This window comes from Paracholeplasma brassicae (assembly GCF_000967915.1).
Lineage (GTDB): Bacteria > Bacillota_I > Bacilli_A > Acholeplasmatales > UBA5453 > Paracholeplasma > Paracholeplasma brassicae.
The window spans coordinates 638,513-664,244 of record NC_022549.1 but is presented as its reverse complement, the minus strand read 5'-3'; the positions used below and the strand labels follow the sequence as shown (position 1 = coordinate 664,244).

Annotated in this window: 23 protein-coding genes and 1 riboswitch; of the genes, 1 reads left to right on the top strand and 22 read right to left on the bottom strand. The window is 36.6% G+C overall.

Annotation, left to right across the window (positions count from 1 at the left end; all coding sequences use genetic code 11):
• Nucleotides 1–20: 20 nt before the first annotated feature.
• A complete protein-coding gene (locus BN853_RS02995; protein ID WP_030004466.1) occupies nt 21–1,142 on the bottom strand; it encodes an SLC13 family permease in 1,122 nt (373 codons plus the stop codon).
• 127 nt (nt 1,143–1,269) lie between these two features.
• Nucleotides 1,270–3,327: an elongation factor G gene (gene fusA / locus BN853_RS02990; RefSeq protein WP_030004465.1), complete on the bottom strand. Its 2,058-nt coding sequence runs from the start codon at nt 3,325–3,327 to the stop codon at nt 1,270–1,272.
• Nucleotides 3,328–3,441: 114 nt separating this feature from the next.
• Here fusA and yidD point away from each other — a divergent pair, with 114 nt between their 5' ends.
• A complete protein-coding gene (yidD, locus tag BN853_RS02985; RefSeq protein ID WP_052591182.1) occupies nt 3,442–3,681 on the top strand; it encodes a membrane protein insertion efficiency factor YidD in 240 nt (79 codons plus the stop codon).
• Nucleotides 3,682–3,702: 21 nt separating this feature from the next.
• Here yidD and BN853_RS02980 read toward each other — a convergent pair whose 3' ends face one another.
• The 20 genes from BN853_RS02980 to BN853_RS02885 form a co-directional block, all read right to left on the bottom strand.
• Entirely contained in the window at nt 3,703–6,360 is a 2,658-nt protein-coding gene (locus BN853_RS02980; protein WP_030004464.1) for a cation-translocating P-type ATPase, read from the bottom strand.
• Nucleotides 6,361–6,552: 192 nt separating this feature from the next.
• Nucleotides 6,553–7,200, bottom strand: coding sequence for a V-type ATP synthase subunit D (locus tag BN853_RS02975; protein ID WP_030004463.1), 648 nt, complete (start codon nt 7,198–7,200; stop codon nt 6,553–6,555).
• Entirely contained in the window at nt 7,193–8,641 is a 1,449-nt protein-coding gene (locus BN853_RS02970) for a V-type ATP synthase subunit B (RefSeq protein WP_030004462.1), read from the bottom strand. Before BN853_RS02970 ends, BN853_RS02975 begins: the two co-directional genes overlap by 8 nt.
• A 14-nt stretch (nt 8,642–8,655) precedes the next feature.
• Nucleotides 8,656–10,404 (bottom strand): V-type ATP synthase subunit A, encoded by a 1,749-nt coding sequence (locus BN853_RS02965; RefSeq protein ID WP_030004461.1) that lies wholly within the window; start codon nt 10,402–10,404, stop codon nt 8,656–8,658.
• Nucleotides 10,405–10,413: 9 nt separating this feature from the next.
• Entirely contained in the window at nt 10,414–11,019 is a 606-nt protein-coding gene (locus BN853_RS02960) for a V-type ATP synthase subunit E (protein ID WP_030004460.1), read from the bottom strand.
• 11 nt (nt 11,020–11,030) lie between these two features.
• Nucleotides 11,031–11,339, bottom strand: a complete 309-nt coding sequence (locus BN853_RS02955; protein ID WP_030004459.1) for a V-type ATP synthase subunit F — start codon at nt 11,337–11,339, stop codon at nt 11,031–11,033.
• An 18-nt stretch (nt 11,340–11,357) separates the two neighbouring features.
• Nucleotides 11,358–11,807 carry an ATP synthase subunit C gene (locus BN853_RS02950; RefSeq protein ID WP_030004458.1) on the bottom strand — a complete coding sequence of 150 codons (450 nt, stop codon included), beginning with the start codon at nt 11,805–11,807 and terminating at the stop codon, nt 11,358–11,360.
• An 18-nt stretch (nt 11,808–11,825) separates the two neighbouring features.
• A complete protein-coding gene (locus BN853_RS02945) occupies nt 11,826–13,745 on the bottom strand; it encodes a V-type ATP synthase subunit I (RefSeq protein ID WP_030004457.1) in 1,920 nt (639 codons plus the stop codon).
• Between the two features lie 8 nt (nt 13,746–13,753).
• Nucleotides 13,754–14,791 (bottom strand): V-type ATPase subunit, encoded by a 1,038-nt coding sequence (locus BN853_RS02940; protein WP_030004456.1) that lies wholly within the window; start codon nt 14,789–14,791, stop codon nt 13,754–13,756.
• Nucleotides 14,792–14,814: 23 nt separating this feature from the next.
• A complete protein-coding gene (locus tag BN853_RS02935) occupies nt 14,815–15,135 on the bottom strand; it encodes a hypothetical protein (protein WP_157869928.1) in 321 nt (106 codons plus the stop codon).
• A gap of 36 nt (nt 15,136–15,171) precedes the next feature.
• On the bottom strand, nt 15,172–16,599 hold the full coding sequence (gene proS, locus BN853_RS02930) for a proline--tRNA ligase (RefSeq protein ID WP_030004454.1): 1,428 nt from the start codon (nt 16,597–16,599) through the stop codon (nt 15,172–15,174).
• Nucleotides 16,599–17,444 carry a S1-like domain-containing RNA-binding protein gene (locus tag BN853_RS02925; RefSeq protein ID WP_030004453.1) on the bottom strand — a complete coding sequence of 282 codons (846 nt, stop codon included), beginning with the start codon at nt 17,442–17,444 and terminating at the stop codon, nt 16,599–16,601. Before BN853_RS02925 ends, proS begins: the two co-directional genes overlap by 1 nt.
• 24 nt (nt 17,445–17,468) lie before the next feature.
• Complete coding sequence (locus tag BN853_RS02920) at nt 17,469–18,614, bottom strand: MFS transporter (protein WP_084232906.1); 1,146 nt, start codon at nt 18,612–18,614, stop codon at nt 17,469–17,471.
• 228 nt (nt 18,615–18,842) lie between these two features.
• Nucleotides 18,843–19,574, bottom strand: a complete 732-nt coding sequence (locus BN853_RS02915) for a Fic family protein (protein WP_030004451.1) — start codon at nt 19,572–19,574, stop codon at nt 18,843–18,845.
• A gap of 106 nt (nt 19,575–19,680) precedes the next feature.
• On the bottom strand, nt 19,681–20,418 hold the full coding sequence (locus BN853_RS02910; RefSeq protein ID WP_030004450.1) for an amino acid ABC transporter ATP-binding protein: 738 nt from the start codon (nt 20,416–20,418) through the stop codon (nt 19,681–19,683).
• Nucleotides 20,415–21,170, bottom strand: a complete 756-nt coding sequence (locus BN853_RS02905; protein WP_030004449.1) for an amino acid ABC transporter permease — start codon at nt 21,168–21,170, stop codon at nt 20,415–20,417. Before BN853_RS02905 ends, BN853_RS02910 begins: the two co-directional genes overlap by 4 nt.
• A gap of 1 nt (nt 21,171) precedes the next feature.
• Nucleotides 21,172–21,999: a transporter substrate-binding domain-containing protein gene (locus tag BN853_RS02900; protein ID WP_030004448.1), complete on the bottom strand. Its 828-nt coding sequence runs from the start codon at nt 21,997–21,999 to the stop codon at nt 21,172–21,174.
• Nucleotides 22,000–22,082: 83 nt separating this feature from the next.
• A riboswitch (Lysine riboswitch) is annotated at nt 22,083–22,251 on the bottom strand.
• A 140-nt stretch (nt 22,252–22,391) separates the two neighbouring features.
• Complete coding sequence (locus BN853_RS02895; protein WP_030004447.1) at nt 22,392–22,589, bottom strand: cold shock domain-containing protein; 198 nt, start codon at nt 22,587–22,589, stop codon at nt 22,392–22,394.
• 111 nt (nt 22,590–22,700) lie between these two features.
• A complete protein-coding gene (locus BN853_RS02890) occupies nt 22,701–24,059 on the bottom strand; it encodes a glycoside-pentoside-hexuronide (GPH):cation symporter (RefSeq protein WP_030004446.1) in 1,359 nt (452 codons plus the stop codon).
• Nucleotides 24,056–25,660 (bottom strand): glycoside hydrolase family 13 protein, encoded by a 1,605-nt coding sequence (locus BN853_RS02885; RefSeq protein WP_052591177.1) that lies wholly within the window; start codon nt 25,658–25,660, stop codon nt 24,056–24,058. Before BN853_RS02885 ends, BN853_RS02890 begins: the two co-directional genes overlap by 4 nt.
• Between the last annotated feature and the right edge of the window lie 72 nt (nt 25,661–25,732).

The window sequence follows — 25,732 nt, the reverse complement described above, 5'->3', positions numbered from 1 at the left end:
ATTACATAAATCTTGGTCGATTACTTTAATATAAATACAACACTCGTAATAATCACAATATAGATGACACAGATGATGGTATACGTGATTAAATAACGTTTGAATTCGTTTGGATATTCGTTTATCACGAATTTGTAGGTAATCAATGAAGCAAGTGAACCGATGATTGTGCCCATCGCGCCAACATTAACCCCTTGAAGTAGATAAAGCGCTTGACTGGATTGTGCAAACGTCGATAACAATACCGCTGCAGGTACATTAGAAATGACTTGTGAGGTAAAAAAACCGGCGATAAACGTTGAGGTGTTACTGATAAGAAGTGCACCAACCACTTCTTTTACCACATTAATTTGAGATACGTTACCGGTAAAGATGAAAAACATTGTGAACGTAAGTAACAAATGATAGTCAACTTTCTTGAACAAGTGTTTAAAGAAGATCATGGTTAATAAAACGACTGCCAATAGTGTTACAATCACATCAACAACACCAACCACGCAAAGAATCGATAGCATTAAGATTGTAAAAGCCACCAAAATTTTATAATCTTTGATTTTTTCATTTGGTGTGTATAGATCAATTTTATGATTTGGTAATAAAATTAATGTGGTTGTCACAATTAAAACCAAACCCGTCAAGGTAATTGGTAACATTGTTTTAATAAAGACCATAAATGGAATATCAAATTTCGAATACAAATAGATGTTTTGAGGATCACCCATTGGGGTTAATGCACTTCCAAGGTTAGCCGCTAGTGTTTGAAGTATGACGATAATGATGGTATATTTTTCCTGTTTCGTGTGTTTTGTTACGTAGATGGTAAAGGGCACCAAGGTGAGTAACACGGCGTCGTTTGTCACTAGCATTCCTAAGAAAAACGTGGTTAGAATAATGATTAAAGAGACCAATTTCAAACTCTTAAATTGTCTAACCATATGAGTGGCAACGACTTTAAAAAAGTTTTGTTCACTCAGGGCGCTAACGGCAATCATTAAACCAAACATAACGACTAAAACCTCTAACTTGAAATACCCCAAATACGATTGATTTGGTAAAACAAAAAGCATCGAAATCAATGCCACAACAAATGAAATTAAAAAGACTTTATCCTTGGTAAAAAATGATTTAATTTTTGCTAACATAATATCCCCTATCAAGCTTTGCTACACGCTCAAATATTGATTATAACCAGTTTAAATAATATTGCAAGCTAAATCATAACAAAGACAAAAAAAAGAGGAAATTTGTATTTCCTCTTCTTGAAATCTCTTAGTTTTTATACTTTGTGATAATCGCATCAATTAAATGATGTGGTACTTCTTCGTATCTAGCAAATTCTCTTTGGAATGAACCACTACCTTGTGTCATCGCTTTTAGATCAATCGTGTATTTAAGCACTTCAGATTCTGGTGCTTCTGCCTCAATAATTTGACCTTCATCGCCTTGTGCCATACCAAGCACACGACCTCGTCGCTTATTCATGTCCCCCATAACGTCACCAACAAATTGGTCTTTTACGGTGATATAAAGCTTCAAGATTGGTTCTAAAATCGTTGGTTGTGCTTGTTTACATGCTTCTTTAAACGCAAGTGATGCCGCTAACTTAAACGATAATTCGTTTGAATCTACTGGGTGATAAGACCCGTCATATAACGTTGATTTTACAAAGATGACTGGAAAACCAGCCAACGGCCCATGTTCAAAGGTTTCTAATAAACCTTTTTCAACGGCAGGAAAATAGTTCTTAGGCACAGCGCCTCCAAACACTTCCTCATTAAATTCAAACGTTTCTGTACTTGGTTCAAAGCGAATCCAAACGTGACCAAACTGTCCAGCACCACCAGATTGTTTTTTATGTTTACCTTCGGCTTCAACTTTCTTTTTGATCGTTTCTCGATAAACAACTTTTGGTTCTTCTTGTTGAACATCCACTTTAAAGACGGTTTTAATTCGGTCTAAAACAAAGTTAATGTGCGTCATACCCAAACCACCAAGTAATTGTTGGTTTGTTTCTTTATTTCTTACAATTTCAAAGGTAGGATCTTCGATATTTAGTCGTTGAAGTGCGTTTGAAATTTTATCTTCATCGGCCTTGTTCTTAGGATTGATTGAGACATAAATGGTTGGTTTTAAGACTTCTACGACTGGGTAGACAATTGGTGCTTTTGGATCTGAAATGGTATAACCTGTGTGTATATTATCCAGTTTTGAGACACAAACGATGTCACCAGCGTGTGCGAGTTCAACGGCAATTTGTGTTTTACCCATTAAACTGAATAATGCCCCAATTTTCTCTTGTTTACCTGTGTCGTGCACAGCAATTTCGATGCCAGTCTTTAACGTCCCTGAGTTAATTTTAACGAAGTTGATTGCCCCAACAAATGGGTCAATGATGGTTTTAAAGACATAGCCTGAGAATGGTTCGTTATCAACCGTATGTCTAATTACTTTCTCTTCTGTTTTAGGATTGATACCTTCAAGTGGTTTTAAAGCGTCAGGTTGTGGTAAAAACTCACTTAACATATTAAGCATTGTTTCTATACCAATATTCTTAGTGGCAGACCCAACGATTAATGGTGTCAATTCACCATTGTAAATGCCCTCTTTTAGTCCACTAGATATTTCATCTTGTGTGATTTCTTCACCACCAAAGAATTTTTCAAGTAACTCTTCACTGGTTTCAGCTACTGATTCTAAAATCAATTCTCTAATTTGCTCGATTTTCGGACGTTTTTCTTCCCAAATTTCAGCATCATTGCATTTATTGCCATCATAAATACGTGCTTTCATCTCGATGACATTGACGAACCCTTCGAAATCCGCTTCGCATCCGATTGGCCAGCAGAAAGGCACTGCCTTCTTACCTAATTTGACACGAATATCTTCTAAAATGTCTTCAAATTTAACGTTTTCTTTATCCATTTTATTGACAAAAATAACGGCAGGAATGTGGTTTTTTCTTATTTCTTTCCATAGTCTTTCTGTCCCAACTTCAACCCCTTTAGAGGCATCAATCACTAGAACAGCGCCCTTAACTACAGATAATGTTTGCTTAATTTCTCCATCTAACTCTTCTGTCCCAGGAACGTCTAAGAAATTGAGTTTAATGCCTTTCCATTCAACTGGAATAAGTGAAGTTGATAAACTCCCAAGTTTTATCTTTTCTTCTTCCATATGATCTGATACCGTGTTTCTTGTTTCTATGCTACCTCGTTGACTAATTTGACCGCTTGCAAATAATAGCGACTCAACAATTGTTGTCTTTCCAGAGCCTAGATGTCCTAGGATGGCAATGTTTCTAATCTGGCTTGTTTCATAAACCTTCATAAATATTCCTCCTTGAAATCGTTTTCACTTCTAACTAAATTATAACATATTAATTAAGCAAACAACAAAACATTTTTACAGCTTTTATGTTATACTCATATTAAGGTGATTAAAATGGAAAAAAGATCAATTCGAATGATCAAATGGTATCAAAAAAATATATCCGCTAATACCCCGCCTAGGTGCCGACATACGCCGACCTGTTCAACGTATGCGATTGGCTGTTACGAGCGTTTTAACTTCGTAAAAGCGACCTATTTAACCTCAAAAAGAGTATTAACTTGCAACCCATTATTTAAACCCAAATACGATCCAGTTCCAGAGAAAAAAACAAAGGTTCCACGTGCTAAATAGCCGATGGAACCTTTTATTATTTTATTTCTTTGTTTTAAGATAAGTCACCAACTTCAATAATTCATTGATGAGCACGGGTATTAACGCTAATGTAAATACATAGATGAAATCCGCAAATTCAAGCATCGTAACCCCAAATGCGTTTTGTAAGAATGGTACGCCAATAACGATTAACTGTAGCAGTACACCTATGACGAGTGAACCAACGAGTTTGGTATTTGAAAATATACCCACCTGAAGAATCGACTTTTTCTCATTTCTCATCGTAAATGAATAGAATAACTGGCTAACGGCTAAGACAACAAAGGCCATAGTTGATGCGTAGATGAAGGCTTCATCACCATGTTTAACTGATGAAATATTTGCAAACGATACGCCTTGTTCTAAAAGACCAATAACAAACGCCACAAGCGTCGTTATACCGATCAATAGACCACCTGTGACTGCTCTAGAAGTTGCACCATGTGCAAAGAATGATTCTTTCTTTGAACGTGGTTTTTCAAGCATAACACCTTTATCACCTGGATCAATCCCTAGTGAAATCGCCGGTAATGTGTCTGTGATTAAGTTAATCCATAAAATTTGGGTTGCTAATAACGGCACTGGCCAGCCAAGAAGGACTGCAAGAAATATCGCAACAATTTCACCTAAATTACAGCTGAGCAAGAAAATAACGGCTTTTTTGATGTTATTGTAGATATTTCGGCCTTCTTCAATTGCCTCAACAATGGTTGAAAAATTATCATCCGTTAAAATCATATCAGAAGCACCTTTTGATACATCGGTTCCTGTGATTCCCATCGCAACCCCAATGTCTGCTGCTTTTAATGATGGTGCGTCATTCACGCCATCACCTGTCATTGACACAATGTTATCATTGGCTTTAAATGCTTTTACAATCTCTACTTTATTATTTGGTGACACCCTTGCAAACACCGACAATTGATTGACTTTTTGAACTCGTTCTTCTTCGGTCAATAAATCAAATTCTTGTCCTGTCATGCATTGTTCTAAACTTTCTGCGATACCAAGTTCTTTAGCAATTGCAAACGCCGTATTCTTATGGTCACCAGTAATCATGACAACTTTGATACCTGCTTGCTTCGCTAGTTTGATTGAATCTTTCACTTCTAGTCGTGGGGGATCAATCATCCCAACAAGCCCAATAAAGACTAAGTGTTGTTCCATTTCTTCGTTTGTTAATATCTCATTAGTCTCTTTATAGGCTACACCTAGTACTCTTAGTGCTTCGTTACTTAAGCTTAAGGTCATTTCAAGCACTTCGTCTTTAACTTCCTTTGTTAATTGAATTTTTTTCCCATCTAACAAGACATAATCACATATAGCCAAGAGTTGATCAACTGCCCCTTTGGTATACACGTGATATTGATTGTTCGTCTCTACGATGGTAGACATGCGTTTTCTAGTAGAGTCAAATGGGAACTCAGCCACACGTGGCATTTGTTGTTCTAGTGTCTCTTTTTCCATTTGATAGGCTTTACCTAGTTCAACTAAGGCAACCTCTGTTGGATCACCTATTGGTTGATTGTCCTTAATCGAGGCATCACTTGAAAGGATAAAAGCCTGTTGCATGAATTTCTCGTCTTCTGAGATTAGATCATCAGAAACACTTTGTCGCTTTTTCCCATACGTATAAAACGTTGTCACGGTCATTTTATTTTGTGTTAAAGTTCCTGTTTTATCAGAACAAATGACGTTAACTGAACCAAGTGTTTCTACCGCTGGTAATTTCTTAACGATCGCATTCTTTTTTGACATACGTGTGACACCAAGTGCAAGAACAATCGCGACGATTGCAGCTAAACCTTCAGGGATTGCCGCTACGGCCAAGCTAATGGCTGTAACAAACATTTCCATTGGGTCATTGCCTTGGAATAAACCTAAACCAAAAATAATCACACAGACCGTCAGTGCGATGATCCCTAGTACCTTACCAAGTTCCTCAAGTCTCTTTTGAAGTGGTGTCAGTTCGTTGGTTGTTTCTTGAAGTATTGAGGCAATCTTACCCATTTCAGTTTTCATACCAGTTGATATGACCACCCCAACGCCACGACCATAAGTGACCAGTGTCGATTGAAACGCCATGTTAATTTGATCACCAAGCGGTGTTTTCTCGTCTGTTGAAACCCAAAATGCGTCTTTCTCAGAGGCAACTGACTCACCGGTTAGCGCGCTTTCTTCAATTTGTAGATTAGAAGATTCAATTAACCTGATGTCTGCAGGCACAAAGCGACCGGCATCCAAAATGACAATATCACCCACACAAACCTCTTTTGAATCAATTTCAATAACAGCACCATCTCTTTTGACTAACGCTTTTGGCGTACTCATGTTTTTAAGTGCTTCAACCGCTTTTTCAGCTTTGTGTTCTTGAAACACACCAATGGCTGCGTTAATCAGAACCACTAAGACAATAATAATGGTATCGGCGTATTCGCTTGCGATTAATGTTAGTATTGCAGCACCGAGTAATACATAGATTAAGACATCGTTTAATTGTTCGAAAAATAAACAAATAATTGATTTGTTCTTAACCGACACCAGCTCATTTTTGCCGTCTCTTTCTAGACGATCACGTGCTTCATCGGTAGAAAGGCCTGTCTTCTCATTTGATTTTACTTCATTTAAAACGTGTTCTTTTGTTTGATTGTAATACATCATAACCACCTCTGTTGAATTTATTATAACAAAAAAGACCATATTTCGAACGAAATATGGTCTTGCATTTCCAAAAATGTAATTCATACCCGGGATTTCTCCGTCGTGACGAGTATGAAATAAAGCGTATGCTACTCCCCATAAATAATATGGATTAAATTGTACGATAATAAGTATAGCAAATTAGAAACCTTATTTCAAGTCGTTAAATTCTAATTGTATTTTCTTTTTATCTTGTTGCATCTTGATGACCTTTTGTCTTGTGAATGCTTCTCTTTCCTTTTCTTCGAGCGATTCAGTAATAAACTTAATGTTCGCTTCAAATCTTGGAATCACCACATTTTCAAGTGCGTTTGCTCTTTTTTGAGATTTTCTAATCGCATTAGCGAGCCGGTAGGTTGCGTTATCAATTTCAGCTAACTTCACCGTTAAGAGTCTTACCTTAATGAAACATTTATACGCATAGTCAAACTTCGTATTCGTATGTCCAATCCCGTAAGTGAGTCTAACGACTTCTTCATTGTAAGTAATTTTTGGAATTTCAACACCCATCACACTACGGTAACTGATTTCTAACCCGGTAGTAATCGGAATTGACTTTGCAATATCAGAAACAATACCAAGTGTAATGTTTGCTTCTTGAAGTGCTCGATACGCTTCTTTATACGTGTCAGACAACTCTTCACGAACCAAACGAACGTCTGAAATTAATGTCATCATTTCTCTAATTAAAATATTACGTTTGCGGTCCATCAACTCGTAGCCTTTTTTGGCAAGTTGATGTGATTTTTGTAATTGCATCAAGTTTCCTTTGGTTGGAAATACTTGTTGGTTACTCATATCTTGCGTCTCCAGCTAAGGTTTTAATGATTGGTTTGTTGTGTATATGGAAACGTTCGACCGCGCGTTCGTGATTGTAATAAGCACTGATTAACTTGTCATCAATTCGGTTTAACTCTTCTTTTGGAAGCACGGATAAGAGATCCCATCCTAAATCGAGTGTATCGATGATGGAACGGTTGGTTTCAAACCCTTGTCCGATGAAATACTTTTCAAATAGTTTACCAAAATCCATGTACATTTTATCAATAGAAGATAATTCATCCTCGCCAATAACCGATGCTAAGCTTCTTGCGTCTTGAACCATCGCATAAGAGGCAAACAATTGGTTTGCAACCGATTGATGATCTTCTCTGGTATAACCAGCACCAATCCCGTCTTTCATCAAACGTGATAAGGATGGTAGAATGCCCACTGGTGGGAAAATACCCACTTGATTTAAATCTCTTGATAAAACAATTTGTCCTTCCGTAATGTAACCTGTCAAGTCAGGCACTGGATGCGTAATGTCATCGTTTGGCATGGTTAAGATCGGTATTTGAGTCACCGAGCCCCCATCTTTTTTAACAATACCGGCACGTTCATATAAAGAGGCTAAGTCAGAGTATAAATACCCTGGGTAACCTTTTCTACCTGGAATCTCACCTTTACTACTTGAAAACTCACGAAGGGCTTCGCAGTAAGCCGTAATATCGGTTAAGATAACTAAAACGTGCATGTCGTGTTTGTAAGCCAAATATTCGGCTGCAGTTAATGCAAATCGTGGCGTTAAGATACGCTCAATGATTGGTTCGTTCGATAAGTTTAAGTACATAACTACCTTACTCATGACGCCTGCTTCTTCAAACGAACGTCTAAAGTAATCGGCAACGTCATTCTTGACACCCATTGCTGCAAATATCACGCAAAAGTCATCGCCTTTGGATTCGTGAATTTTCGCTTGTTTTACAATTTGAACCGCTAATTCGTTATGAGGCATCCCTGAGCCTGAAAATATTGGTAATTTTTGACCACGAATCAACGTGGTTAATGAGTCAATTGAGCTCACACCTGTTTGGATGTAATCTCTAGGGTAGATACGAGATACTGGGTTAAGTGGAATCCCATTGATGTCTCTTTTTTCGTCAACAAAGACATCCCCAAGTCCATCAATCGGATAACCTGAACCATTAAACGTGCGGCCTAAAATTTCTTTTGACAACATCGCTTCAACTGGGTGACCAGTAAATTTTGTTTTTGTATTGGTTAGTGATAAATCGTGTGTGCCTTCAAACACTTGAATCGCGACTTTTTCGCCTTCAATTTGAACGACTCTGCCATAACGCTTACCACCATTTTGTAAACGGATTTCAACCATTTCTTCAAAACCAACGCCTTTAACACCATCAAGGAATACTAAAGGACCGTTAATTTCATCTAAACCAATGTATTGTAGATTCATAAACACCTCTCCTTTTAATGTATTTGCTTGATTGTTTGATCGATCAAATCTTCGTAAGTATCAAGTTTACTTAAGTCGTTGTTTGCCACATCGTATTTCATTTTAATCACTTGTTCATATAAACCAGACTCAGTTAACATGTTTAACGATTTGCCGTCTTCGATGAATTTTTTAGACTGTTTATATAAATAGAGAATGACGTCCATCATTTTTAATTGTTTTTCAAGAGGGACATACGTATCTTCTTTATGAAATGCGTTTTGCTGTAAGAAACCTAAACGGATGACTTTTCCAATTTCGATAATCAATTTTTGATCATCCGGTAATACGTCACTACCGATTAATTTCACAATTTCTAATAATTTGTTTTCCTCAGAAAGCAAATGCATGATTTGTTGTCTGTTTTCTAAGAAACGTGGGCTGACGTTTTGGTCATACCACTTAGTCAAGTCACTGATGTAATCCGAATAACTTGTGTTCCAGTTGATGGCTGCGTAGTGTCTTTGATAAGCCAATTGTTTATCAAGTGCCCAAAAACTACGAACAAAGCGTTTCGTGTTTTGTGTCACCGGTTCAGAAAAATCCGCACCTTGTGGTGATACCGCGCCAATAATCGAAACAGAGCCTTTTAAATTTGATAAGGTTTCAACGTAGCCTGCGCGTTCATAGAATTGTGAGATACGGCTAGGTAAGTACGCCGGAAACCCTTCTTCTGCTGGCATTTCTTCTAAACGACCTGAGATTTCTCTTAATGCCTCAGCCCATCTTGAGGTTGAATCGGCCATGACAGCGACGTTGTAGCCCATATCACGATAATATTCTGCAATTACCACACCCGTATAAATGCTGGCCTCACGAGCAGCCACAGGCATGTTTGATGTATTCGCAATCAACACGGTACGTTCTAATAATGGTTTGTTGGTTCTTGGGTCAATCAGTTCTGAGAATTCTTCTAATACTTGAGTCATCTCATTACCGCGTTCCCCACAACCAACGTAGACAATTAAATCCGCATCACACCATTTTGCAAATTGGTGTTGCATCATTGTTTTTCCTGTTCCAAACCCACCTGGTACAGCGGCAGCTCCACCTTTTGCAATCGGAAACAGCGTGTCAATCACGCGTTGCCCACTGATGAGCGGTTCTGAAATTGGTAGACGTTTCGAGACAGGTCTTGGTGTTTTAATTGGCCATTTTTGGACCAACGTTAACTCTTTGATTTCATCTTTATTGGTCTTAACTTTAACAACCACGTCATGGATTTTGTATAAACCGTCTTGTTTAACTTCGATGACCGTACCTGAACAATCTTTTGGCACCATCAAGCGGTGCTCGATTGATAAAGTTTCATTAACAAGTCCGTAGATTTGGCCAAATGATACCTCATCGCCAACTTTAACAGTCAACTTAACTTCCCACTCAATGTTTCTGTCTAAGGCTTCGACATCACTGCCCGTAGGTATGTAAATACCTGAGGTTGCTGCGATTGTTTTTAATGGTCTTTCGATACCATCAAAAATATTTTTAATCAACCCTGGTCCTAAAAGTGCGGAAATAGGTTCGCCTGTTTGATACACAGGTTCTCCCACACACAACCCGGTGGTTGATTCGTAAACTTGAATTGTCGTCGTTGTTTTACTAATGGAAATAACCTCACCTAAAAGTTTGCTTTTTCCCACATAAACCATTTCAAGCATTTGAAAACTAACGGCGTTTTTAACGGTAACCACAGGCCCGTTAATTGAATAAATGACATTAGCCATTTGGGTCACCTACTTTCTAATGTATAAGTTTGAATTCTCAAAGAACCAAGTCATACGATCATTTAATTTTTGATCAATGGTTTCGTCAAATTCAAGCTTCTTATCTGCAATTGTTAAGATGTATCCACCAATTTTGATTTCATTTGAGTAAACGATTTTCCCATTGGTTTTGTAACGTCTTGTGATAAGTTCTTCTAATATTTTGTCTGAAGATTTAATATGAAAAATCAATGCTAGTTCTTCATATGAAGCAGTACTTGCTTGAAGTTTAGATAGCATTAAGTTCTCATAACTCTTCGTTTTTGTAAAAATAAGTAGTTTTGATGTGGCTTCTTCAAAAATGGAATCCACCATTTTTTTACGCTCAACAATTAAGCTTTCATCGTATCGAAAACCAATACTATTGATTTTGTCTTGGTATTCGACTTGCACATCTTTTAGCGCTCGACTCATTTCTAATTGTTTTTTTATTTGCACGTCTTCTTTAATCTTTTTCATGCCTTTGTTGTAAATTTGATCAATCTCTTTTCTGAGTTGAGCTATTTTTTCATCGGCCTTTTGGTTAATTGATTTCTCTAAATACTTTTGTAACTGATCTTCATTAAAATATCCCAATTTTAGTCACCTCACAACTTAACGCCGATGGCTTCAGAAACGTATTGGTCGATTGCTTGACCAATGTTTTCCGATCCATGACGATCCGGAATTTCGACAATGAGTTTACGACTTTGAGTGAGTTTTAACTCTGATATTTCATCAGGTGCGAGTTCCACCAGTTTTGTCGTGACTAAAATAACACCAATGGTATTATCCTCTAGTGCAGTTTCTAGTGCGTATAAAAACTCTTTTTTTTCGTGAACAACAACACCTTCGATGCCTACAAGTCTAAGCCCTACTTCTGTGTCTACATTGTCGCTTAATAAGAAAAATTTCATTCAAATCATCCTTCGTTATTATAGTTTGTTGATAATTAAAATTGATATAAGTAATCCGTAAATAGCTACCCCTTCACCAAGTGCAACGAAGATTAATGATTTACCAAAGTTCTTTTCATTTTCTGAGAAGGCACCAATTGCTGCTGGTGCTGCAGCTGCTACGGCAATACCCGCACCTAGTGCAGACATCCCGGTTGCTAAGGCAGCCGATAAGAACCCAAGGCCTTGAGCCATTGTCCCTGTCATTAAGTCAACGGCTGTTTCTGTTTCAGCAGCCATTAATTGATTTTGGAATAACAATTGAAATCCAAAAATAAACGCAACAACGCCAAAGAAACCAAACACGTGTCCAAATAATCTTCTTTTTGCTGAGACAACGCTAACTCTACCTCTAAATACTTTGATTAAAGGTAGTGAGATTAATACGATTAAAACTAGTGGTAAAAACCATTCCATAAAATTTAACATTTTCTAATATCCTCCAAATTAATTATTTAATGCGTTAAACGCAATACCGTCACCTTTATAGTAACGTGAAAACATTTCATAAAACTGTAAACGTAACACTTGAATACCAACAATCATGCCCTCAAGTGCCATAACAAATAAGTTACCAAAGATCATAACGATCCAACCAGCGTCACCGACCATTGACATTAAGCTCGTGACCACAAGCATCATACCGGCGTGAGATAAAATAAACCCACCCACACGTAAGAAACTCATTGTATTTGTTACGTAAGATAATGCGATTTCAAACAGTTCAAAGAACGCTTCAACGAAGAATCCTCCAAAGCCATTTGGAAACATTTTGTGGTGATGTACACGTCGTTCAATTGGTTCTTTTAAGAAAATAACCAAGAACGGAAGCCCCACAAATAATGATATCGTAATCGGATTTAACACTGGAATGCCTAGGCCAAATTGTAGTGCCACAGCAACGAGTACAAACCCGTAAAATAGTAAACCTGCTAAGCCATTATGTGAACAGAAAAATTCAACAAAATCTTTCTTCTTATAAAGCGTTACTAAGTTTAATATCATGGAAATCACAATTAAAACTGCCCCAATGGCAATGGCACTAATCAGTAGTGTCATCGTAAAATCAGCATCCATAATGTGAATCGGCTTATGCGATAACCCTAAGACATCGGTGTATAGAGGCGTAAGCAATTCTTCATCGCCAAACACTGACCCGTATAAGAGCCCGAAAATAGCACTTGATAACCCAATGCGAATACCAATTGCCCCAAGACGCATGCCTTTATATTTATAAGCTAAAAAGCCTAAAAGCATTAAGACAAGTCCTTGTCCTAAATCACCAAACATCATACCAAAGAGTAATGAATAAGTAATTGCAACAAATGGGGTTGGGTCTAATTCACCATACGATGGCAAACCATACATCTCAACAAACATGCCAAATGGTTTTGAAAACCATCCGTTTTTTAGTTTCGTTGGTGGCGTAATCCGTTTATCACCATCAGCCTCTTGTACTTCAATTTCTAAATCTTCGATACCATCAAATGCTTGTTTGAATGCTTCGATGTGTTGTTCTTCAATAAAGCCAGTGATTGTAAATTTATCACCTAAACCAACGACGTACTTCTTTGATTCAAATAGTCGGTTTAAGAATAACAGTTCCCCTTTGATGTAGGCTAATCGGTTTTGACAACCATCCGTAATTGAACAAATGTCATCTTTATAAGACGTGATTTGTTTTCTAGCCGAATCGATTTCCGATTCTAATGCTTCAATCGCTTCTTTTGGTGTGCCTTTTACAAAATCTGGGATAAAGATACGTTCGAAGAATAATGATGAGAAGATGTTGTCGACTTCTCTTTTGTATTCTTCGGTTGTAAAATACATACACCAACTGTAGTTTTGATCGTATGAGAACGATTTAAACACAAATGGTCTTGATTGGAAAAACTTTAATTTTTCAACGCTGTCGTTTGGTAGTCTACCTAAACGAATAAAAATGTATTCACATGCAAACAAATCATCTAGGGCAACATCTAAGCTAATCAAGTTTTTTACTTGAATGAGTGTATTTTCATACTCTCTGATGTGCTGTTCTAAGTCCTTGATGCGGTTCTTTTCACCCTCAAGTGACCGTTTGACTGTTTGCATATACTCAAACATTTCATTTAAATTGTACTCGGCGTCTTTGATTTCATCGTTAGGTAAGTTTAAATCGTATTTAACTTCAATGTCTTTTAAATCCTGTAACATCGTTTGACATGGGTTTTCTGAGACAAACGAGGTAAGTCCACGAACCCGTTCAACGAATTCGGTAGCTAAGACAGGATGAAAATTCTTTGTGTCTATAAACTTGGTTAATACCCGATCTAAATTACTAACATTAGAGGTCATATCGACGAGTTTTACTTTTGCTATACTCATAATTCCTCCTAATAAATAAGCATTTGCTTGATTTCATTTTCATCCACTTTATAGCGAATACCTTCAATGATGTTGATAATATTTTCAATTTCAATCTCACTCAGGATTACAAATGCAACGTAAACCTTGGGTACTTCAGTCGAAAAATACATCATCTTTTTGGCCAAATCATACTTGATTTTACCAGCGTAATATTCGACATACACATAGTCTTTATCATTTGTAAATCGTTGGTATTCTGAGGTTGATAAGTATTTTAAAATGGTATCTGGATCTGACAACTGTATGATTTCATCCATTTTTCGTTCACTAATGCGTGAATATTCTTGGATTAAAACATTTTTTATTGTAATCGGATCTGCCTTATAAAACTTCTTCAAACGGTAAACTTTAATGATGTTACCAAGTTCAATTCTTGTTTCATAAATGCTTTTAAGATCACTTTTCAACTTACCGCTATAGTGCTGATTAATTCGTCTAAATGCTTCTTTGTAATAATAAACTTCTAATTCATGTTCAATGTCTAAATAGCGAATCATGTCTGGGTTTTTTGTATAGAAAGGTTTTAAAATTTTCTCAAAGTCAGACTTTTCAACCGCGGCCATTAAATCATCAAACGAGGTCGACTTGATGATTTTCTCCAAATCAACGTCGGTATGCACATTAAAGAATAATGGCAACTTACCTCTGGTTTCATCCGATTCTTTTGCGATCAGTGATCTTAGCGCGGATAAAATAATCTCGTTTTCTTGTTTAACGATATTTAATTGGTAAAACTCTGCATCTTTTGAGTAGACGAGTTTCATTAACTTTAATACACGATCAAATGCGTTCTTACGAATAAGTGCTTCTAATTGACCACGGTGTATTGACGTTTCTTGAACGTCTTTTAAGATTGTTTCGTAGTTTTTTTGTTTTTTCAAGTACGAAACAAGATCTGGTAATGAATGGAGTTTTGTTAATCGGTCGTAATCGTCTTCTTTTAAAAAGTTTCCATACAAAGACTTTGCCTTAGCTATTATTGCATTATTAGCCCATGAGCTCATAATTAATCAATCCTCTCATGAAATCACTTCTCACAAAACGCTACGATTTCGTTGATCCATGTTTCTCTATTTTCTTCGTACGTACGAGTCATCTCATCAAGCACTTGTTTAAATTGAAGGCTTTCGGTACTTTGTCTTGTGTAAAGCTGAGCTTCGTATTTCGATCTGGCTTCTAAGACGGCTTGATCGACTTCAAGCTTCATTTGTTTTAATAATTCTTTTTGATCCGATTTAATTCGTTCGTCAATGTTTGCTTTTTCTTCTTTTAGTTCTAACACTCTGTTTCTCGCTTTTTTGTCAAGTTCAATTGTGTTTTTTATGACGGATGTATGCATTGATTTCACCTTCTTCTTCTAAAAAAATAAAACAAGGGTCTATGATTAATAGGCCCTTGCAAATAAAACAGTTTGAGTTGCTTGTTTATTTGTAACAGGACACACGGTTGTGATTAATGGTTCATCGATTAAGATCACTCTTGCGGTAGCTGCTGTATCTTGTTTGATGATTAATTCAGCTTCTTCGCCTGAAATACTCATCTTGATATAGCCACCTTTTTCGATTAATGTTTTAAATTCCTCGTATGTGTTTGCCACATACGTATTATTTTCTACATGTTTTAATGCATTTTGATAGAGCGTCTCATGCATGTCTTTAAGGACATTTGGCATTTTCTCTACCAATTCATCAATCTTTATTTGGACTTTGTTTCTGTCATGTCTTGTGGTGATGGTCACGCAGTTGTTTTCTAAGTCTCTTGGACCGATTTCAACTCTGACTGGAACACCCTTCATTTCATATTCAGAAAACTTCCATCCTGGTGATTTATTCGAATCATCAACTTTTACTCTAAATCCAGCTTTCTTCAAGTCTTCATAGACTTGATTGGTAGCTGTTTGTACCACTTCTTTATTTGATTGGATTGGAATAATGATGATTTGTGTTGGAGCAACGTAAGGTGGTAATACTAACCCTTCATCGTCCCCGTGCACCATAATTACCGCACCAATCAAACGTGTCGACACTCCCCATGAGGTTTGATAGACGTGTTTGATTTTCGAGTCTTGATCTTGGAACTTAATGTCAAATGCTTGAGCGAATCCTTGCCCAAAGTAATGTGACGTTCCTGATTGAAGTGCCTTTCCATCGTGCATTAATGCTTCGATGGCGTAGGTTTCTTCTGCGCCTGCAAATTTTTCTTTCTCGGTCTTTCTTCCAGTTACAAATGGAATCGCGAGTAAATCCTTTCCTAGGTTTTCATAGATTTGAAGCATGTCAAGTGTTTCTTTTTTGGCTTCTTCTTCGGTTCTATGAATGGTATGGCCTTCTTGCCATAGGAATTCCTTTCCTCTTAAAAATGGTCTGGTTGTTTTTTCCCAACGGACCACGGAACACCATTGATTGTATTTCTTTGGTAGATCTCGATAGGAACTGACTATTTTAGCGTAGTGTTGACAAAACAACACTTCTGAGGTTGGTCTAATGATTAGTTTTTCTTCTTGTTCGTCTTGATTTTTTGTCGTCATGAATGCCGTTTCAGGTGCGAAACCATCCACGTGGTCTTTTTCTTTTTGAAAGAGTGATTCAGAGATGACCATTGGCATGTAGACGTTCTCATGTCCAGTTTCTTTGAATCTCGTGTCTAAGAAGGATTGGATGTTTTCCCAAATTGCATAACCATAAGGACGGTAAATAATAAACCCTTTGGCATCGGAATAGTCCATGAGTTCAGCTTTTAAACATAGATCCGTATACCACTGAGCAAAGTCAACGTCTCTTGATGTAATTGTCTCAACTAATTTTTGTTTCATTACTCGTCACCTTCGACTAACACCGTGTAGTCACCTTCAAACATAATTTTTCTTTCACTGTATAGTCTGCCAAGTGCACGTTTAAATGCTTTTTTTGACATACCAAACGTTTCTAAGATTTCCTTTGGATCGGAATCGCTATTGAAACGTATCTTTTTATTTGCTTTGATGTATTTAAAAATCACTTCTGCGTCTTGATCCATGACTTTTTCTTTGGTTTCAATTAAAGATCCGTTGTAGTCAAATGGATTTACCCTTTGAATACGAACATTCACCTTTTGGCCCATACGTAGTGCTTCTCTAACTTGGGTTTGATGAACAAAGATTAAGTGATTGCGGACAGAAAGCAGGTTATACCCTTCGTTACCCACGTGAATGACATAAGCGTCAATTCGATCGGTTGCACTTAGTTTTTCTTCGGTATTGACGTCAACATCATATTTGTTTAACGGTTTTGCCGTCAAACGGTTTTTGTGTCTTAAAATACAGTAAAGCATATCGCCTTTTACTGGCCATTTATCAAAATCATAAGGAAGGAAATCTTTGGAAACAAGCATATCTTTTGATATCCCGTTATCAACAAACACACCGAGGTCATGATTGATTTCTTTTACCATCACAAACCCTTTTTGTTTGACTGTAATAACAGGCGTAGACAGCGTTGCTGCAAGTCTTGCTTTATTATCGAAATACAAAAAAGCATCGACGGTTTCTCCGTCTTTTAATTCTTTATGATTTGTTTCATTAAAGTGTAGAAACACATCTTCTTTACCGTCGGTTAACATATAACCGATGTCGGTTTTTCTTTTGACATCTAATTGATTGATATCACCAATATTTAACATAGTATCACATCCTATAATATTATATCACATTTCTAGTGGTTTTTGGCTTTCCTTGTAATTGATAAATCCAAGGCCGATTAAGGCAATAATACCAACAATTACGTAAAACGACTGATAGCCGTAAAAGTCAGTTACATAGCCACCAACTACTGTGATGATTGCTGTTAATAAACTTCGAAACGAGGAATACAGCAAAATTCCTAACGTCAGATTTTTCGAGCTGGTTATTTCAGTCATATATCGAATGGAAATATAGAGTATCCCACCCATTGAAATACTTCTAGAAGCAGATATGATGATCATAGCTACTAGAGGCAGTCCAAAACCGTATGAAAAGTATCTAATGGCATTCATAATGGCCATTAAAATCAATATGTTTTTGGTTTTAAATAAATGACCAAATTTCGACAAAATGAATAATACTAATATCTCACCAATGATGAAATAAAATGTAATCCATCCAAACGCATCAGTTTCGACCCCTAAGGTTTCGAAATACACACCTAAAAACGCATCGGCACCAAAAATGGTTCCAAGTAGTATGATGTAATACATCGCAAAAAGCAAATAACGTTTATTTCTAACTAAAGATTTGAGATCACTTTTTTCATTTAAATCAAGATCACTCGATAAATCAAGTGGTTTCATCCAGTGGATTAAAACACCTGTGATAACGAAGAAGAAACCTGCCAAATAGAATGTCGTCCCATAACCATAAAGTTTGATTAAATACCCAGCCGCTAACGTGCCTAAGGCATAGCTTAGTGAACCATAGAGCCGGATGTTACCGTATTGGAACCCATTGGCTTTTGAAAAGATTGATGTGAACCCATCTAACATGATGTAGAAAGGCTGTCCTGCAATCGCAATCATGATGGTTATAATCACAATTGCCTCAGTTGAAGTTCTGCCAATCAACAGCACAATCATTAAAGCTTCTATGATTGTCAAAATTCGTAAAAATAGCCGATTTGAATTCACATTTTTTGAAAAGTGACTCCAAATCGGATTTACAAATATTGCGATTAAAGGAAGTATCATCATAATAACGCCTAGTTCTTTGTTTTCTACACCAATACTTGATAAATAAAGCGCAAAAAAAGGATAGAACATCGAATCCCCTATAAACCGTATAAAATAAGTCATTTGGTACTTATTTAATTCTTTCACGTTATCACCATAATTATTATACACAAAATTCTATTATTATATAGTCTTTTTTAAAAAAAGATTAATTTAAACGCTATCATGGAAATCTAATATCTAACTTACCTCAATAAGTACATATTTTATAACAACTTAATATCTCTTTTAATCCATCTTGGTATGATCTAACTGATAATCTCCAAACAAAAAAAGACACCTAATCATTCGGATTAGGCGTCTTAAATTAGTTATTTATGCATTTTCTATCGCTTGATTATATTCATTGTATCGCTTAATTAATAGGGATGTAATAAATTCTACCATCGGGTTCATATCCTTCGTCTCTTTGAATAAATCAAGTGCTTCGAAATATGCGTTCCGCTGGTCTGTAGAAATCGAAATTGGAAGATAGTTATGCTTCATTAAATAGTAATTCATAACTAGTCGTGCTAATCGACCGTTACCATCAATAAATGGATGAATTTTTGATATGCCAAGGTGCGCATAGCAGGCTAATTCAATTGCATTGCCTTCAAAGTCATCGAGTCTTGCCATATACTTTTTCATTCGATCATAGACTTTAATGTGATCTGGTGGTTGATGTGTTTTACCAATTAACCCAACGTTTACTTGACGATATAAGCCTCCGGCCATAATGCCATCTAACAGGACTTGATGAATGTCTTTTAGTAATTCCTCAGTCATTGGTTTATCCTGATTTACTGCGTTTAACACTAGCTCATAAGCTTTTAGATGATTGAGTAGTTCTTTTTGTTCACATTCACTTCGATTGGTCAAAGTCTTGGCAAGATTAAGTGTGTAGGCCTCATCTAAAGTGATGCTGTTTTTACCTTCAATACTCACGGCATCGTGCGCATACTTAATACTAAAATCCTTGGAAATCTTTTGTTTTACTTCCTCTTTTACATCATCGATGATGTTCAAGAGGTGCTTTTTCTCTGTTTCAAGTAATCCTTTTTCCATAAATTTTCCACTCCCATTCTATATTGTCATTATACCAATAAAAGCGCTATCATTCAACACTAAAAAAAGAAAAAATGAGAATATATAACTATACGCTCATTTTCAATTAGTGTGATAATATTCGCTTTAAAAATTGTTTTGTACGTTCTTCTTGTGGGTAGTTAAAGATTTCATCAGGTGTACCCGATTCTAAAATAACGCCTTGGTCCATAAATAAAACGCGATCAGACACATCTTTAGCAAAACCCATTTCATGGGTAACGATGACCATTGTCATTCCTTCTTGAGCTAATGTTTTTATGACGTTTAGCACATCAATTACCATTTCTGGGTCGAGTGCTGAGGTTGGTTCATCAAATAGCATCACCTTAGGTTCCATACAAAGCGCTCTTGCGATTGCTACTCTTTGTTTTTGTCCACCAGATAATGTTTTAGGGTTCGCACTTATAAAGTCTTTCATCCCTACTTTTTCTAAATACTTAACAGCTCTTTTTTTAGCTTCATCTGGCGATAAACCTAACACCTTGATTGGCGATAGTGTACAGTTATCTAAGACGCTTTTATTATTGAATAAATTAAAGGACTGAAAAACCATCCCCATACGTTCTCTTAGGTGATTGATGTCTGTATTCGGATCCATTAAGTCAGAATCTTCAAAGTAAATGTGACCTTGATCTGGTTCATTTAATAAATTTAGACATCGAAGTAGTGTCGTTTTACCACTACCAGAAGATCCAATTAAGGTGATCACTTCGCCTTCATTAACATCTAGATTAACGTCATTGAGAATGACTTTTGGACCAAAACTCTTTTTAAGGTTTTGAACACTTATTAATGTACTCATAGGTTCGCCTCCCCAGTTTGACTCATGCGTCTAGACAAATAGTTGATTAATTTAGAAGACAAGTATGTGAGAATCAAATACATAATTGCTGCAATCATGAAAGCTTCTAAGAAACGATATGATTCACTCGCAGATTGTCTAACCGCATAGAATAAATCGACCACACTAATGACACTAAGCACCGCGGTATCTTTTAAATTAACTACAAACTCATTACCAATACCAGGTAGTGCATTCTTAATGGCTTGCGGCCACATGACGTGACGCATCGCTTGAGATTTTGTCATACCAACCGAACGCGCAGCTTCCATTTGACCGACGTCTAAACTTTCTAACCCCCCACGTAACACTTCTGAGATGTAGGCGGTTGTGTTTAGTGTTACAATAATTAGACCTGCAGGTAGTGGCGCCCACCACGAAAAAAGATTGGCCTGTGCTACCCCATAAAAAATGATCATCGCTTGAACAATCATCGGTGTGCCTCTAAAGACTGTCACGTATAGAACGGCAAATTTTTGCCCGATCACCTTGAGTATTTTAATCACTAAGGTATCTCTTTTTTTATCCACTTCTAGTGTTCGAAAACCTGTAAGTCCTATGGCAAGGAAAAACCCGCCTACTGTCCCAACAACAGACAGTAAGACGGTAATGCCTAGCCCAAATAAAATGACTTTGTAGTAAGTAACAAAAAGATAAATTAATGTTTTGAAAAACTCACCTTGATCCGGTAACGACATTAATAAATCGTTCATCTTAGTTTTGTCTTTCTAGTGCAGCTGTCATCCAGCCATTTCTTGTTTCAACTGAGATACCCGCTAAAACGGTGTTGATTGCTTCTAACAAATCCGTATCTCTTTTTCTTAAAGCAACCGCAGTCGTCACGTCTTCTTCTGCGACTTCAAATCCATTTTCACCTGTAAATGCCACGTAAGTTAAATCACTATTTGCTGCTGTGATTGATTGTGCCACAGGCAACTCAGCAATAAATAAGTCAGCTTGTCCACTTCTTAAGGCTTGTGTGATTGCCCCGTAAGACTCAAGCGCTGTTAATTTTGTCACGTTTGGAATTTGATCGATTAAATCGTTTTGTAAGGTACCTAATTGAGCCACCGCACGTTTACCTGAAAGATCATTTAGTGAGGTTGCATTAACCAAGCTTGACGTTTTTTGAACCACAATCACTTGTTCGCTACGATAGTACTCATTAGAGAAGTTGACCGTTTTTGCGCGTTCTGAGGTTGGACTCATACCCGCAATAATTAAATCGATTTGATTGGCTTGTAAAGCTTGAATTAAGCCGTCCCAATCAATTGCTTTAATGACTAACTCTAAGTTGAGCTCTTCTGCAATTCTTCTGGCAACAACAACGTCATAACCATCGACATAAGCCCCTGGCTGACCATTTAGTGGGACTGTAAACTCATTTTGAGTTTGAGTCATCCAGTTGTAAGGTGCGTAAGCCGCTTCAAGTCCAACCGTTAGCGTGTTACCTTCAGTTAGATCAAATTGTTCGCTAGAGCCACAAGCACTTAGCAAACCAAACGATAATAATACTGTGAATAATAAAAATACTTTTCTCATCTTTGTGAGACCTCCTAGTTAATTTTCAAACAAAAAAAGCGTCCATTGGACGCTTTATCACATGAAATAATTAAAAATTATAATCTCACGTTAGCGCCTCTACATGTTGATGTAGGAGTGTTATAAGTATTTCTTATAACCCCATGAATTAAATATGCCTATTTATTCATTCGGCGATGGTTACCTTTCAAACGTGTCGTCACATGCCTGCTCGACGTTTTACTCATTTGCATCGCTGCCTCTAAACTTTTTTTGTTTGACACTATATTAGCCCACATGAAGTAATATGTCAACAAATTAAAATAAATATTGTCATGAAAACGCTTATATTATTTGAAACAAACAAAAAAGGAACTTTTCAGTTCCTTAAATGTACCTTGTCAATTGAAAAATTATACTTTACGAATTGACGCAGCTTGTGGGCCACGGTCACCGTCTTTAACTTCAAATTCAACTTGGTCGCCTTCTGCTAATGACTTATAGCCATCTGCTTGGATAGCGCTGAAATGAACGAAAACGTCTTTACCTTCTGATGTAGAGATAAATCCGTAGCCTTTTTCAGCATCAAACCATTTTACTTTACCTGTCATGAAATGTGTACTCCTTACTTAAAAATTCAACATCGATTTTGATGTCTACTGGTATTATACACTATTAAAATATTTAAAACAAGGGCAATCCTAACTATTTTTAAAATATTTTTATTTCTGTTGTTCTCGTTCTTCAATTGTTGAAACTATTTTTCGATAAAACGGCTCATCAATCTTGTAAAATTTCACATAAATTAGAAAACTAAAAATAATGAGAATTAACGGAATGATCAACATCATGGTCTTAATGAGTAAGATTCCCTCTGTTCTAACCTCAGAGGCACTCGTTGCCTCATTGATACCGGATAAAATTGCCGTTACTAAAACGACCCCACTAGCGATTGCACCTGATAACTTATTAATGAATGGTTGAACCGAAAAGCTCACCGATTCATTTCTTCTTCTTAATTTGTAGTGACCATACTCAACCGTATCCGATAAAAAAACAAGAATTAATAATTGTAGATACCCTTGTCCAAAAAATAACAACAAGGCAGCTAGACCAACGTAGATGATGTTGGTTGGCAAGAAATAAAATAGTAAATAACCAATAATCACTAGAAACGTTGAATAACGATACAGCTGTTTTCTTGAAAAGCGTTTAGAAAAATAGCTAAACGAACCTAGAGCAATGATTTGCGAGACCCCTAAGATGACGCCAAAGATTGAATATAGCCCCTCATTATTCATGACATATTTAAAATAGTGTAACCCAAAGGAGGTCGTAATCATATACCCCGTCATGAACATTGTCATTGCTAACGCCGTTATCATCAATTGATCGTTTTTAAACAAGATATAAAACATCTCTTTGACTTTGGTTTTCTCTCGTATTTTGTAGGTATTCTTTTCTTTTACATAATATAAGGTAACCAATTGAAAGATAACCATCACCCAAACAACGAGTAACGCAAACATAAAATAACCTAAAATCAAATTATCATCAAATAAACGGCTAAACAAATTGGTTAATGGGACGATGCTTCCAACCACAAAGAACAAACCAATGTTGGCAAAAATCCTTGCGCTAGCCCCTATTTTTTCTTTTTCTTTAGAGTCATTTGAAAGCGCTGGCATCATCGACCAGTAGGCAATGTCATTCATCGTATAGAATATCTCCCAAAACAAATACGCGACAAAAAAGCTGACATATAGTAATAATCCCTTTGGTTTGATTGGAAAGAAAATTAGAAGCGTTGCGATGGCTGAGCCAATCAATCCGATTAAAATCCACGGTTTAAATTTTCCCCACCTTGTCTTTGTGTTATCGACAACAACCCCCATAAATGGGTCATTAAACGCATCAAACACCCTGACAACCACAATCAGTACGGTAAATACACCTAAACTTTGGTTGGTTAAATCGAGGACATCGGTTAAATAAAAGGTTAAATACATCGAGATTAGCGTATAAACCATATCTCTGCCTAAAGTACCAATACCGAAACTAAGGACGTTTTGATTTTTCATAGCCCACCACCAATGATTAAGGCTTGATAAGGCATCAGTTTGTGTTTTAAAACCGTCTCGTAATTATTAATCAAAATTTGACTACGGTGTAGCGCCATTTTTTTGACCTTATTGGTTAGGTTTATGACAACAAGTAGTTTTTTGTCTTGGTAAGTTCGTTCAAACCCAAGGACGCCTTTGGGTGTTTTGATAAACGAAATCGTCCCTTCAACCAATGGTTTATTCTCTTTTCTAACGTTGATCATCTTTTTATAATATTTCAAGACGGATTTTTCTTGTATCATTTGGCTTTTAACGTTAATGTCTTTTTGGTTTGGGTTGATTGCTAACCAAGGGACTGCTTGACTAAAGCCTTCCGAGGTGTCCCACTGCATGGGTGTTCTTGCGTTATCTCTTGAGCTGGTTTTTATCATCTTGAATAGGTATTTCTTAGGAATTCTTAGTTTTCGACCAATTTCATAAATCCGTTTGGATTCGGTATCTTTGAACTGATCCATTTGAGTAAAATCGAAGTTGGTCATCCCGATTTCTTGACCTTGATAAATGAATGGGGTCCCTCTTAAAGAAAGTAGGAGTGTTGATAACATGGTTGCACTATAATAGTGATACCGTTTATCACCGAACCGGTAGACACTTCTTGGTTGATCGTGGTTCTCAAAATAATTTGCGTTCCAATCAACTTGTGTTTGCCATTTCATGAGTGCTTTTATTAATCGTTCGGGTCTATGCTTGCGCTTAAACCACTTATTGTTGATTTGATCGGTTTCCATATGTTCAAATGAAAAAACCAAATCGAGTTCTTTTTCTGTACTTAATAAATCGTTGGCCATTTTAGGATTAATCATCACGGTCTCACCAACCATCATGAAATCATAGTCTTTATTGAAGGCTTGTTTAAGCTCTTGAAGTATTTCATGATTTCGTTTGGTTTGATGGTAGTGTTCTAAGCCTTTTAACACCAATCGAAACTTGCCATTTTCAAGGCTTTCTTTATAAAAAACGTTACAGACATCACAACGAAACCCAGCAATACCGAGATCTAGCCAAAACGCCATGATTTTCTTAAACTCTTCTTTTACCTTTGGATTTTTAAAATTCAAATCAGGTTGTTTATGTGAAAACAAATGAAGGTAGAAATCCCCTCGTTCTGTTTTTTGCCAAACGCTACCACCAAAAAAACCAGTCCAGTTATTTGGAACTTTTCCGTTTTTACCTTCTTTATAGATATAGTAATCACGATATGCTGAGTTTGGGTCTTTTGATTCGATAAACCATGGATGTTCATCAGACGTATGATTCATCACAAGATCCATGATGATCTTGATGTTTTTTTCTGTTGCTTTTTCGATTAAACGTTTCATGTCATCAAGCGTCCCATATTCTTGATTGATGTCGTAGTAATCGATGATGTCATAGCCAAAATCATCGTTTGCAGAGACATAAACAGGGCTAAGCCAAATCGCATTTACGCCCAACCATGATAAATAATCCAGTTTTTCAATAATGCCGTTTATGTCGCCAATCCCGTCATTGTTTGTGTCCTTAAAACTTCTTGGGTATACTTGATAACAGACCATTTGTTGCCACCACGTTAAATTCATGTCATCACCTTCTACGTTCATTATACTAAATAATCAACATTTAAGGGAATAAATCAAATATAATTTGTTCTA